This is a genomic window from Ruegeria sp. ANG10 (assembly GCF_040705255.1).
GTDB lineage: Bacteria > Pseudomonadota > Alphaproteobacteria > Rhodobacterales > Rhodobacteraceae > Ruegeria.
In genome coordinates this window covers 15,959-27,907 of record NZ_JBFCVU010000001.1, presented here as the reverse complement: position 1 = coordinate 27,907, position 11,949 = coordinate 15,959, and the positions used below count along the sequence as shown (strand labels likewise).

The window sequence follows — 11,949 nt, the reverse complement described above, 5'->3', positions numbered from 1 at the left end:
CCTTTAATTTCTTAAAGGATCACCCAAGATTGCGATTCTGGCAACAATTCGCATTGACGGGCAGCGGTGGCGCGGGAAACATACCCCCGCAATTACTACTTAGAACGGAAATTTTATGTTTAAAACTTTCAGCCAGAACAGGCTCACTCGTCCTCGCCTTTCATTTGCAATCATCGCTATACTTTCGGGATTGATCGCGCCTGCCTCTCAGGCTGCGGATAGCAGGATAACTGTCGGTACAGGGGGAAAGGGCGGGTATTATTTCCAAATCGGCGATCTGATCTGCAAATCCTTTACCCGAGAAACAATCGGCTACAAATGTCAGGCCAAGGCGACGAATGGCCCGACAGAAAACCTGCCTAAGCTTCAAAACGGAAAATTTGATATCGTCGTGGCGCGATCAGACTGGGCTAAACAGGCATTAAACGGCGGTGGCTACTTTCAGTCCAATGGTTCGAACCCAGCTCTACGATCCCTGTTTTCAGTTCATAGCGAACCCTTGACCATTGTTGCCCGTAAAGACGCTGGGATTCACACGGCTGGCGACCTGAGCGGCAAGCGTGTCCGATTGGGCAGGTCCGCGACGCGTTTAGTCAAGCAAATCCCGGACTCGGCGAATTGGGATGTATCTGCTTTCCAAACAGTCAAACCAAAGGACATGAAAGCGCAGTATTCCGCACTGTGCGCAGGAAAGGTTGATGCCGTGGCCGCAGTTGTTGGTTACCCGTCCGGTGTGATCCAGAAGACAGCTGAGACTTGCCCAATCCACTTCGTAAATCTGTCTGGGCAACAGATTGACAAGCTGGTCGCGGGTTCTGACGCGCTCAGCAAAACTACAATTCCAGCAAACGTGTATACAAGTATAACCGCACCGACAAACTCCCTTGGCTACAAGGCAATTTTGCTGAGCAGCGCAGAAGTTTCCGATGCGGATGTCTATGCCTTCGTCAAATCCACCTTTGAAAACCTAAGCGATTTGGGGCGCAGGCACCCTAGCCTGTCCAGTCTGCAACCGTCTGAGATGATCCGCGACGGCTTGTCCGCGCCAATGCATCCGGGCGCGATCCAATACTACCAGGAACAAGGTTGGATCAAATAGGGCGAGGCAAAATTATCCGCCGACAAAAAAACCCCCGCGTCCGCAGACACGGGGGTCAGAATTCAGAAAGCTAGGCTTTCTTATTCTTCGTCTGCTGCCTCTTCGGCGGCAACGCGGGCTTTGTCGGCTGCGCCTTTGGCGTCAACGTCACGATCAACGAATTCGATGATTGCCATCGGGGCCATGTCGCCATAGCGGAAGCCAGCTTTCAGGATGCGGACATAACCGCCCTGGCGCTCGGCATAGCGGGGGCCCAGAACTTCGAACAGCTTTGCGACGTATTGGTCTTCTTTCAGCTGCGATGCGGCCTGACGACGGGCGTGCAGGTCGCCGCGCTTGCCCAGAGTGACCAGCTTTTCGATGATCGGGCGCAGTTCTTTTGCCTTGGGCAGGGTTGTTTTGATTTGCTCATGCTCGATGAGCGAGCCAGCCATGTTTGCAAACAGAGCCTTGCGGTGCTCATGAGTACGGTTCAGGCGGCGGTAACCACGTGCGTGACGCATTTTTCAATTCCTATCTTGCGTTTTGCTTTGTCTGGCCGGCGATGCGTGTCACCGGCTCTCCTTGGGGCGGAAGTGCCCGTATTGTCCCCGGAAAGCCCGGGCATTGGGGAAGACGCGCTTAGAACGCGTCTTCGAATTTCTTCGCCAGATCTTCGATGTTGTCGGGCGGCCAGTCCTCGACATCCATGCCGAGGTGCAGACCCATGCCGGACAGCACTTCTTTGATCTCGTTCAGCGACTTGCGGCCGAAGTTCGGGGTGCGCAGCATCTCGGCTTCGGTCTTCTGGATCAGGTCGCCGATGTAAACGATGTTGTCGTTCTTCAGGCAGTTTGCCGAACGGACCGACAGTTCCAGCTCGTCCACTTTCTTCAGCAGCAGCGGGTTGAACTCCAGACCATCATCTTCGTCCTGACGACCAGCCGCTTCGGGCTCGTCGAAGTTGACGAAGATCGACAGCTGATCCTGCAGAATACGGGCGGCAAAGGCCAGCGCGTCTTCCGGCGTGATCGAACCATCAGTTTCGATCTTCAGGGTCAGTTTATCATAGTCCAGAACCTGACCTTCACGAGTCGGCTGAACGTCATAGGCAACCTTTTTGACCGGCGAATAGATCGCGTCGATCGGGATAAGGCCGATAGGCGCGTCTTCTGGCTTGTTCTTTTCAGCCGAGACGTAACCCTTGCCGGTGTTGACGGTCAGTTCCATGAACAGGTCGGCGCCATCGTCCAGGTGGCAGATGACGTGATCGCGGTTCAGAACCTCGATACCCGCGCTTTCGCTGATGTCACCGGCGGTGACAACTGCGGGGCCTTTCGCATTGATCGACAGGCGCTTGGGCCCTTCGACTTCCATGCGCAGGGCAACTTGCTTGAGGTTCAGGATGATGTCGGTGACGTCTTCACGAACGCCTGCGACGCTCGAGAATTCGTGCAATACGTTGTCGATCTGGACGCTGGTGATGGCCGCGCCTTGCAGCGAGCTCATCAGAACGCGACGCAGCGCGTTGCCCAGAGTCAGACCAAAGCCACGCTCCAGCGGCTCGGCAACCAGAGTTGCCTGACGTGCGGGATCGTTGCCCGGCTTGCCGTCAAGCTGGGTCGGCTTGATCAATTCAGCCCAATTCTTATGGATCATGTAATCCCTCCATTCCTGTCCGCGCCCCATGACCAACAAGGTGCAGACGCCCGAGGTTCAAAATGACGTGCTGGGGCCGTGCAAAAACACAGCCCCAGCTCAATTCAAAATCGCTTAGACGCGGCGACGCTTCGGTGGGCGGCAGCCATTGTGAGCAATCGGAGTCACGTCACGGATCGACGTGATGTTGAAGCCCACTGCAGCCAGCGCACGCAGAGCCGATTCGCGACCCGAACCGGGGCCCTGAACTTCGACTTCCAGCGTCTTGACGCCATGTTCCTGCGCCTTTTTGCCTGCATCTTCTGCAGCCATCTGAGCAGCGTAGGGTGTCGATTTCCGCGATCCCTTGAAGCCCATAGTACCGGCAGACGACCACGAGATGGCGTTGCCCTGTACGTCCGAGATCAGGATCTTGGTGTTGTTGAAGGTCGAGTTCACATGGGCAACGCCCGATGCGATGTTCTTACGCTCTTTGCGCTTAACGCGAGTCTTATCACGTGCCATCAGTCAGACCCTCCCTTATTTCTTCTTACCAGCGATGGCCTTTGCGGGGCCTTTGCGGGTACGAGCATTGGTGTGGGTGCGCTGACCGCGAACCGGCAGGTTGCGGCGGTGACGCAGACCGCGATAGCAGCCCAGATCCATCAAGCGTTTGACGTTCATCTGAACTTCACGGCGCAGGTCACCTTCGACGGTGAAGTTGGCGTCGATGTGCTCGCGGATGGCCAGAACTTCGGCGTCGGACAGTTCGTTAACGCGACGGGTCGCGTCGATACCTACGGCTTCGCAGATCGCTTTTGCCGAGGTGTTTCCGATACCGGTGATATATGTGAGGGCGATAGGTACCCGCTTTGCAGTCGGGATGTTTACGCCGGCAATACGTGCCACGTGTCACTTTCCTTTTCGTTGCGGTTCCGTAACTCCAGAACCTTTTTTCACAACGCTTTACCGTGGCAGTGAGGCCAGAGGGTTCAGCATTATTCGAGGTGGTCGGGGCAATTGGGACGAATCCCGCATGCGGTCTTGATTCCCTTTAGGGATGGGGGTCGATATGGGCTTTTGGCAACGCCGTCAAGCCCATATTGATATCAGCCAAGGATCGCCTCAATCGACGCGGTGACTTCCTTGATATCCGCCAGTCCGTTCACAGGGCGCAGATCGCCCTTGGCGTAGTAATAGCCGATCAGCGGCGAGGTCTTCTTGTAATATTCCATCAGGCGCGTACGCAGGCTGTCTTCGTTGTCATCTGCACGACGCTGGAAGTCATTTTCCTTACCGCAATTGGTGCATTTACCATCCGCAGGGATTGGTTTGGTGATGTCGTTATAAACCTCACCACAACCGCCGCAGGTCGAACGCGCCGTAATACGGCCCACCAACGCATCATCATCGACGCGCATCTCGATCACGGTGTGCAGCGACTGGCCCAGCTTGGTCAGCAATGCCGCCAGGGCATCGGCCTGCGCCAGCGTACGGGGGAAGCCGTCAAAGATGAAACCGGCGCCTGTTTCGGTGGTCAGCTTCTCTTCGATCAGGCCGATCACGATCTCGTCCGTGACCAGCTTGCCCGCATCCATGATCGCCGCAACCTTCTGCCCCATCTCGGTGCCCGAGGTCTTGGCCTCGCGCAGCATGTCACCTGTACTCAGCTGAACCATGCCGCGTGTTTCGACCAGGTGGCGCGCTTGCGTCCCTTTACCGGCCCCCGGGGGGCCCAGAAGAATAATGTTCATCGACGAGAGGGTCCCTTCCTGCCGCGTTTCTTACCCTTGCCGCGCAGCTGGGACTTTTCGATCAGCCCTTCGTATTGATGCGCCAGCAGGTGGCTCTGAACCTGTTGGATCGTGTCCATGGTCACAGAGACGATAATCAGAACCGAGGTGCCTCCGAAATAGAACGGGATGGCAAACTGGCCCCGAAGGATTTCAGGCAACAGACAGACCGCCGCCAGATAGGCCGAACCCAGAACCAGCACGCGGTTGACCACATATTCCAGATACTCGGCGGTTTTCTTGCCCGGACGGATACCCGGCACAAAACCGTTCTGCTTTTTCAGGTTGTCCGCCACATCGTCCGGTTTGAACGACACGTTGAACGTATAGAAATAGGCAAAGAACACGATCATCGAGGCGAAGAACAGCAGGTACAGCGGTTGTCCGGGGCCAAAGTTGGCCAGCAGCCACGACATCACCGGCCCGTTGGTCGCACCGGACGAGAAGGTCGAGATCGTCACCGGCAACAGCAGCAGCGAGCTGGCGAAGATCGCCGGGATAACGCCCGCCGGGTTCACCTTGACCGGCAGGTGGCTGGAACCACCTTCATAGATCTTCATACCGGCTTGACGGCGCGGATATTGGATGTGGATCTTGCGCAAGGCCCGCTCCATGAACACCACGAAGGTAATCACAGCGATAACCATCACGATCACACCCACGATCACTGCAGGGCTAATTGCACCGCTGCGTCCGCTGGCAAAGAACTGCGCCAATGCGGCCGGAACCTCGGCAATGATGCCGACGAAGATGATCAGAGAGATACCGTTGCCGATGCCGCGTGCGGTGATCTGCTCACCCAGCCACATCAGGAACATGGTGCCGCCAACCAGCGTAATCATGGTCGACATACGGAAGAACATGCCCGGGTCGGTCGCCAGATCACCCGATTCCAGCGATACGGCCAGACCATAGGCCTGAACGGTGGCCAGTGCCACGGTGCCGAAACGGGTATATTGGTTAATTTTCTTGCGTCCCTGCTCGCCCTCTTTCTTGAGCTGTTCGAGCGCGGGAACCATAGATGTCAGCAGCTGCACAATGATCGAGGCTGAAATGTAAGGCATGATGCCGAGGGCAAAGATACCCATCCGCCCCAGCGCCCCGCCGGTGAACATCGAAACCATGCCGCCGATGCCCTGCCCCGCCTGCTCCATGAACTCGCGCAGGGCCTGCCCGTCGATCCCCGGCACCGGAATAAAGGTGCCCAGGCGATAAACGATCAACAAACCCAGCGTGAACAGGATGCGGTTGCGCAGATCGGTGGCTTTGCCAAGGGCAGACCAGCTTGTGTTGGCTGCCATTTGTTCTGCTGCTGATACCATAAATCGGTCTCTCTTATGAAAACACCGCCCGGAACCGTTTTCCGGCTCGGGCGGCGTCTGGGAAAACTCTGAGGACTATGTAAGCGGGTCTTGGCCCGCTCACAAGCGCTTACTCTGCCGCAGCAGCTTTTGTGACCGTCAGTGAACCGCCCGCTTTTTCGACTGCGTCAACGGCAGCTTTCGAAGCACCGGTGACTTCCAGGTTCAGCTTGGTGCTGATTTCGCCTTTGGCCAGAACGCGGATGCCGTCCAGCTTACGACGAACCAGACCGGACGCAACCAGTGCGTCCTCGGTGATCGCAGCTTTGGCGTCCAGCTTGCCGGCGTCGACGAATTTCTGGATCAAACCCAGGTTGATAACGGCGAATTCCTTGCGGTTCGGCTTGTTGAAGCCACGCTTGGGTAGGCGTTGGTACAGCGGCATCTGGCCGCCTTCATAGCCATTGATGGCCACACCCGAACGGGATTTCTGGCCTTTGATACCACGGCCACCCATTTTACCTTTGCCGGAACCGGGACCACGGCCAACGCGGGTGCGTTTCGGTGTGGCGCCAGGATTGTCGCGCAATTCATGCAGTTTCATATCGCTTCTCCTAAGCCGGATGTGACCCCCGAAGCGTGATGGGCCAACCGCGGCGTTTCTTGGTTTTGATTCGTATGGCACAAGGCCACCGCAGGCGTATAGGCCGCTTGACCCCACTTGGCAAGCCCACGTCCGGGTCTTGGATCATGCGTCGTCCTGGGACATATTTTCTTCGGAAACGACCCTGGGGACGAGCGGTGCCGCATGTGGATCGATACCGTGCTTCTCCGCCAGTATACCAACCAGGCTATTGGGATGCGGAATACCACCAAATCTGGTGCGGATGAACGCACGCATACGCCGCCCATAGAAATGGATCGACATGGTGTTATCCGTGATGAAGCGTTCTGCGCCTCCTGAGGCTCGCATCATGGTGCGCCGATCCTTATACCCAACGGGATACAAAACCTCTTGCGGCTTGGAAAACCGGGCTTCCTTGTTCTGTTGTAACAGCCACGTCAAAGCACGCGGCCCCCAGATTCCCCAAGGCATCTCGCTGGCGTGCTTTCGATCACCGGCCAGCGCGCTTTGGACCAGCACGGCACGATGTTTCGGCGGCAACCAATGTGGAAGGCGGTACGGGTCGTTGGTATACTCGATCAGGTCATAGAGAGTTGGGCTGTCTTTTGGTAATGCCAACACCCCACCGTTGATTTCATGCGGCGCCAGCCAGCCGTGAAGATGTCCCTGATCTGTTGTGAACGGCTTAACACAATACGCATCGGTATCCGCCCAGATAATGTCATCCTCCTGCGCCAGCATCCGCACACGAAATTTATCCGAATGTAAGGCCGGGCTGCCCGTTCGCTGATGCAGGATAATTTCATTGTCCGGCAGAATTTCACGCGCATCACGTATTTCTACGCCGTCGGGGATATTTGCAACCGGGCCATATGTATACAAACGTACGTGCTGCCCCACATCCAGAAAGGATTTGATACACAGTTGTTCGAGAAAGCTCAGCGCGCCGTCGATCCAAAGCATCCCGATTTGGTATTCCCGCACCTAACACGCCCTTTCTTGAAACATCAGTGGCAAGCCATTCATCCCTTGACCGATAACGCCAACTCTTTCAACCAGGACACGGGGAATTCCCACGAAATGTGCCGTCGTTGCACATCCCAAACCAAAAGAGGCGCCAAAAGGCGCCTCTGGGTGAGTTGTTCAAACTGTGAGTTTACGAGCAGTAAACGTGATCATAAGCGATGTCTTTGATATCGCAGCGACGCACGCCGATATCATTCAGTTCGCGATCGGTCAGACCCTGCAATTCCGAATAGGTCCGGTTGTATTCGGCGCGCAGGATGTAAGCCTCTTTTACCTTTGCTGCAAAGTCAGCGATGCGAGCAAACAGTGTAATGCCGTGAGTGGTTGTTGCTGTATAAGCCATATCTGAATTCCTTTCCTGATCGAGGCGTATTCCCCGATGTTTCCTTGTGTGTTCCTTGTTTGGACAGGGTTCAGATAGGAGTGTTCGATATCGCTAACAACGAAGATTTCGGTCTAGCCGCTATGCGTGCATTGAATAGCTATGCGGGGCGCTGTGCTTAATTGGGACCTTAACGGCTTTTCTGCTTTCGCGCACTTCTTCTGCGGGCGGTCATCGCACGGCCATCCCGAATACTAAGCCCCATCAACGTCAGATTGGTGGCGCCAGCGATCAGTTCAACGACTTGCACAATATAAAAGCTGGTGTCGAATGATCCCGCGTTTGCTTTTGCGCTAAGGTAGATGGCGGCGGGAACAAGGATGAGAAGTCCGTTCATCGCTATGATCGGCATCCGTTTCTTCTTGGCGAGCGCCTGGACATCTTTGCGGCGACGCCCAAGAGACATGCCGGATGCACCGACAATCACCATTGCTGGCACCAGAATAAACAAACCGCTGACGATCATGGATTTTACCGCGGCGACGGTCGCATGGGTTGCAAACAACTCGCTGCACAAGGTGGATGTCCAGAAAACGAGGATTGTAAGAAAACCTAATACTCCGGCGATGGGGTGGATGATTCTTAACATGTTGCTACTCCGGTTATCGCATCAGGCGACGCAATGGTTTTCAACTGCGAGCTTTCGAACAAGATGTGGCCGCGCCACAGCACTATCTGGATAGTCCGCGATCCGGCGCTGAAACTCGGGATGGGTAAATGCGTCGCGAAAACTTTGGACGTCCTGCCAGATCGCGTAGTTCACAAAGGTCGAACTGCCAGCGACGCCCTGATGGAGCTGGGTAGAAATATATCCTGGCTGAGATTTCATGAAATCTGCATCATGCGCCCAGGCCTTCAGCAGCGCCTCTTTGTCTTTGGCGTCCACTGTAAACAGGTTGATCAGCACTATCGGACCTTCTTCGGTCTGCATCTGATCTGCCAGCGTGACGATATTGTCCAATTCTTCGATACGAGCCATGTCGATTCCTCTCAATTTTTTTTCATAGCAAGCTATGTAATATTGCATAGCTTGCTATTCAAGTGTAAATCTTGAACATGAACTTTGAAAAAGAAAACTCGGCCGGATACCTGGTCAATCACATGGCGCGGTTGTTTGCGAAGGAATTGCAGCAGCGCATTGCGCCCTTGGGCATCGTTGTCGGGCAATTTCCGATTTTACTGCAGCTTTGGCTCAAAGACGGCGTGACGCAAAAAGAATTGCTGGGCAAAATTGATGTCGAACAAGCGACCCTGGCGAACACGCTCAACCGAATGGAACGCGACGGCTTGATCAAAAGAACAAAGAACCCCGCTGACGCCAGAGCCCAAATGATTTGGTTGACTGAGAAGGCCACCGCAATTCGAAACAGCGCCTATGAGTCTGCTCAAAGCGTAAATGCCGAAGCCCTACAGGTATTGAGTGAAACTGAACAAGCACACTTCATGGACTATATGCGCCGCATAATAGGAAAAATGCGTTCAGATTGAGCTGACGCCACATCGATTAAACTAAGAGACCGTCATAACCCTTAAATGACAAAACGCCCCCGAAATACCGGAGGCGTTTCTAACTTTTCGAAGATGTCGCGCTTAACCGCGTTCTTCGATGATCTCAACCAGATGCGGGATCTTGTTGACCATGCCACGGACCGAAGGAGTATCCTCCAGTTCACGGGTCTTGTGCATTTTGTTCAGGCCCAGACCGATCAGGGTCGCGCGCTGTTCAGCGGGGCGGCGGATCGGGGAACCGATCTGCTTGACGACGATGGTTTTTGCCATGGGTCGCTCTCCTTATGCTTCTGCTTCAGCAGCGGCCGGTGCTTCGTCCCGCTTGGGCAGGATGTCAGCAACCTTTTTGCCACGACGCTGTGCAACCGAACGCGGGCTCTGCTCTTTCTGCAGGCCGTTGATGGTGGCGCGGATCATGTTGTACGGGTTCTGCGAGCCCAGCGACTTGGACACAACGTCCTTGACGCCCAGCATTTCGAACACGGCACGCATCGGACCACCGGCGATGATACCAGTACCTTCAGGTGCGGTGCGCATAACCACTTTACCGGCGCCGTGACGGCCTTCGATGTCGTGGTGCAGGGTCCGACCTTCGCGCAGTTGCACGCGGATCATCTGACGCTTGGCTTGCTCGGTCGCTTTACGGATGGCTTCAGGTACTTCTTTCGCTTTACCTTTGCCAAAGCCGACGCGGCCTTTCTGATCGCCGACAACCACCAGAGCGGCGAAGCCAAAGCGCTTACCACCTTTTACAGTTTTCGACACACGGTTGATCGCAACCAGACGATCTGCGAATTCCGGTGCTTCGTCGCGGTCACGACCACGGCCCCGGCGGTTTTCACGTTCTGCCATTTTGGCATCCCTTCTCTTACATGGCGCAATCGGCGCCGTTTGTTCAATCCAAGTGAGCCCCGACTGTTGCCGAGGCCCCCGGATCATCGGGGCAGCCGCTAAGCTGCCCGCAAGTCTTAGATCTTCAGACCGCCTTCACGCGCAGCGTCGGCCAGGGCCTTCACTTTGCCGTGGAACAGGAAGCCGCCACGATCGAAATAGGCCTCTTCGACGCCTGCCTTCTTGGCACGCTCGGCGATGGCCGCGCCCACTTTGGTGGCCGCTTCGACGTTGTTCTTGCCAACAACTCCCAGATCTTTTTCCAGGGTCGAGGCCGAGGCCAGGGTCACGCCACGCACGTCGTCGATCAGCTGAACAGAGATGTTCTTGTTCGAACGGTGTACGGACAGACGCGGACGACCCGCGTTGACCTTGCGAAGTTTGTTCCGAACGCGCAGGCGGCGCTTCAGAAACAGGGTTCTTTTGCTGTTTGCCATGGTTTGCGTCCTTACTTCTTCTTGCCTTCTTTGCGGAAGATGAACTCGCCCTTATAGCGGATGCCCTTGCCTTTGTACGGCTCGGGGCGGCGCCATTCGCGGATTTTGGCCGCGACTTCGCCCACCTGCTGCTGGTCGATACCTTCCACAACGATCTCGGTCTGCTTCGGCGCGGTGATGGTGACACCTTCCGGAGCGGTGAAATCAACGTCGTGGCTATAGCCGAGGTTCAGCTTCAGGGTGTTGCCCTGCATCTGAGCCCGGTAACCAACACCCTGGATCTCCAGCTCCTTTTTGAAGCCGTTGGTGACGCCTTCAACCAGATTGGCAACCATAGTGCGGCTCATGCCCCACTGCTGGCGCGCGCGCTTGGACATCCCACGAGGGTTGATCTGCACAACGTTGTCTTCGACCGACAGCGTTACGTCATCGGTTGCGGTGAAGCTGCGGGTGCCTTTCGGACCTTTCACTTCGATGGTCTGACCCGACACAGAGGCGGAAACGCCGCTGGGCAGCTCGACCGGTTTTTTACCAATACGAGACATTGACAGACCTCCTTAGAAGACGGTGCAGAGTACTTCGCCGCCAACATTGTTGGAGCGAGCATTCTGGTCCGACATCACACCTTTCGGAGTGCTGACAATCGACACGCCCAGACCCTGACGGACCTGCGGGATGTCATTGACGCCCATGTACACGCGACGACCGGGCTTCGAGACCCGCTTCAGTTCGCGAATAACAGGGGTGCCTTCGTAGTATTTCAGGCTGATTTCGATGGCCGGATGACCGTTTTCACCGGTCGTCGCTTCGTAGCCACGGATGTAACCTTCGTCCGCCAGCACGTCCAGAACCCAACCGCGCAGCTTAGAAGCTGGGGTGGAAACAGTGGACTTGCCGCGCATTTGCGCGTTGCGGATACGGGTGAGCATATCGCCGATAGGATCATTCATATCTATGTCTCCCTTACCAGCTCGATTTCACCATGCCGGGGATCTGACCAGCAGAACCCAGCTCGCGCAGCGCGATACGGCTGACCTTCAGCTTACGGTAGTAAGCGTGGGGACGACCGGTCAGCTGACAGCGGTTGTGCAAACGAGTAGCCGAGCTGTTGCGCGGCAGTTTCGCCAGTTTCAGACGCGCTTTGAAACGCTCTTCCATCGGCTTGCTCTCGTCATTCGCGATTTCTTTCAGCTCGGCACGCTTTGCGGCATATTTGGCCACCAGGCGTTCGCGCTTCTTCTCGCGTTCGATCATTGCTTTTTTAGCCAT

The 11,949-nt window shown here is 55.8% G+C and carries 19 protein-coding genes; 2 read left to right on the top strand and 17 right to left on the bottom strand.

Annotated features, from left to right (window positions below; translation table 11 throughout):
- The first annotated feature begins 115 nt into the window (after positions 1-115).
- Positions 116-1,099, top strand: a complete 984-nt coding sequence (locus AB1A64_RS00230; RefSeq protein ID WP_366549545.1) for a TAXI family TRAP transporter solute-binding subunit — start codon at positions 116-118, stop codon at positions 1,097-1,099.
- Between the two features lie 80 nt (positions 1,100-1,179).
- Here AB1A64_RS00230 and rplQ read toward each other — a convergent pair whose 3' ends face one another.
- The 11 genes from rplQ to AB1A64_RS00175 all read right to left on the bottom strand — a co-directional run bounded on the left by rplQ (position 1,180) and on the right by AB1A64_RS00175 (position 8,822).
- Positions 1,180-1,602: a 50S ribosomal protein L17 gene (gene rplQ / locus AB1A64_RS00225; protein ID WP_366549544.1), complete on the bottom strand. Its 423-nt coding sequence runs from the start codon at positions 1,600-1,602 to the stop codon at positions 1,180-1,182.
- 118 nt (positions 1,603-1,720) lie between these two features.
- The gene (locus tag AB1A64_RS00220) at positions 1,721-2,737 is read right to left on the bottom strand and encodes a DNA-directed RNA polymerase subunit alpha (protein ID WP_058272456.1); all 1,017 of its coding nucleotides are present in this window, start codon (positions 2,735-2,737) and stop codon (positions 1,721-1,723) included.
- Between the two features lie 114 nt (positions 2,738-2,851).
- Positions 2,852-3,241: a 30S ribosomal protein S11 gene (gene rpsK / locus AB1A64_RS00215; protein WP_008757289.1), complete on the bottom strand. Its 390-nt coding sequence runs from the start codon at positions 3,239-3,241 to the stop codon at positions 2,852-2,854.
- 15 nt (positions 3,242-3,256) lie between these two features.
- Positions 3,257-3,625 carry a 30S ribosomal protein S13 gene (gene rpsM, locus AB1A64_RS00210; RefSeq protein WP_058272383.1) on the bottom strand — a complete coding sequence of 123 codons (369 nt, stop codon included), beginning with the start codon at positions 3,623-3,625 and terminating at the stop codon, positions 3,257-3,259.
- A gap of 200 nt (positions 3,626-3,825) precedes the next feature.
- Positions 3,826-4,470: an adenylate kinase gene (locus AB1A64_RS00205; protein ID WP_170351670.1), complete on the bottom strand. Its 645-nt coding sequence runs from the start codon at positions 4,468-4,470 to the stop codon at positions 3,826-3,828.
- The gene (secY, locus tag AB1A64_RS00200) at positions 4,467-5,831 is read right to left on the bottom strand and encodes a preprotein translocase subunit SecY (RefSeq protein WP_058283501.1); all 1,365 of its coding nucleotides are present in this window, start codon (positions 5,829-5,831) and stop codon (positions 4,467-4,469) included. The genes AB1A64_RS00205 and secY overlap by 4 nt, the downstream gene beginning before the upstream one ends.
- Positions 5,832-5,940: 109 nt before the next feature.
- Entirely contained in the window at positions 5,941-6,414 is a 474-nt protein-coding gene (rplO, locus tag AB1A64_RS00195) for a 50S ribosomal protein L15 (RefSeq protein ID WP_366549543.1), read from the bottom strand.
- Between the two features lie 144 nt (positions 6,415-6,558).
- The gene (locus AB1A64_RS00190; RefSeq protein ID WP_366549542.1) at positions 6,559-7,398 is read right to left on the bottom strand and encodes a hypothetical protein; all 840 of its coding nucleotides are present in this window, start codon (positions 7,396-7,398) and stop codon (positions 6,559-6,561) included.
- A gap of 193 nt (positions 7,399-7,591) precedes the next feature.
- Positions 7,592-7,804, bottom strand: coding sequence for a DUF1127 domain-containing protein (locus AB1A64_RS00185; RefSeq protein WP_366549541.1), 213 nt, complete (start codon positions 7,802-7,804; stop codon positions 7,592-7,594).
- Positions 7,805-7,973: 169 nt separating this feature from the next.
- Positions 7,974-8,432: a hypothetical protein gene (locus AB1A64_RS00180; RefSeq protein WP_366549540.1), complete on the bottom strand. Its 459-nt coding sequence runs from the start codon at positions 8,430-8,432 to the stop codon at positions 7,974-7,976.
- A 21-nt stretch (positions 8,433-8,453) separates the two neighbouring features.
- Complete coding sequence (locus AB1A64_RS00175; protein ID WP_366549539.1) at positions 8,454-8,822, bottom strand: antibiotic biosynthesis monooxygenase family protein; 369 nt, start codon at positions 8,820-8,822, stop codon at positions 8,454-8,456.
- Positions 8,823-8,899: 77 nt separating this feature from the next.
- Here AB1A64_RS00175 and AB1A64_RS00170 point away from each other — a divergent pair, with 77 nt between their 5' ends.
- Positions 8,900-9,331: a MarR family winged helix-turn-helix transcriptional regulator gene (locus AB1A64_RS00170; protein ID WP_366550234.1), complete on the top strand. Its 432-nt coding sequence runs from the start codon at positions 8,900-8,902 to the stop codon at positions 9,329-9,331.
- A 102-nt stretch (positions 9,332-9,433) separates the two neighbouring features.
- Here AB1A64_RS00170 and rpmD read toward each other — a convergent pair whose 3' ends face one another.
- The 6 genes from rpmD to rpsN all read right to left on the bottom strand — a co-directional run bounded on the left by rpmD (position 9,434) and on the right by rpsN (position 11,949).
- Positions 9,434-9,622 (bottom strand): 50S ribosomal protein L30, encoded by a 189-nt coding sequence (gene rpmD, locus AB1A64_RS00165; protein ID WP_008757946.1) that lies wholly within the window; start codon positions 9,620-9,622, stop codon positions 9,434-9,436.
- Between the two features lie 12 nt (positions 9,623-9,634).
- Positions 9,635-10,204 carry a 30S ribosomal protein S5 gene (gene rpsE / locus AB1A64_RS00160; protein ID WP_058283505.1) on the bottom strand — a complete coding sequence of 190 codons (570 nt, stop codon included), beginning with the start codon at positions 10,202-10,204 and terminating at the stop codon, positions 9,635-9,637.
- 116 nt (positions 10,205-10,320) lie between these two features.
- Positions 10,321-10,680 (bottom strand): 50S ribosomal protein L18, encoded by a 360-nt coding sequence (gene rplR / locus AB1A64_RS00155; protein ID WP_058283506.1) that lies wholly within the window; start codon positions 10,678-10,680, stop codon positions 10,321-10,323.
- Between the two features lie 11 nt (positions 10,681-10,691).
- Positions 10,692-11,225 carry a 50S ribosomal protein L6 gene (gene rplF, locus AB1A64_RS00150; RefSeq protein WP_010437101.1) on the bottom strand — a complete coding sequence of 178 codons (534 nt, stop codon included), beginning with the start codon at positions 11,223-11,225 and terminating at the stop codon, positions 10,692-10,694.
- Positions 11,226-11,237: 12 nt separating this feature from the next.
- Complete coding sequence (rpsH, locus tag AB1A64_RS00145; protein WP_008757119.1) at positions 11,238-11,630, bottom strand: 30S ribosomal protein S8; 393 nt, start codon at positions 11,628-11,630, stop codon at positions 11,238-11,240.
- 13 nt (positions 11,631-11,643) lie between these two features.
- Positions 11,644-11,949 carry a 30S ribosomal protein S14 gene (gene rpsN, locus AB1A64_RS00140; protein ID WP_010437098.1) on the bottom strand — a complete coding sequence of 102 codons (306 nt, stop codon included), beginning with the start codon at positions 11,947-11,949 and terminating at the stop codon, positions 11,644-11,646.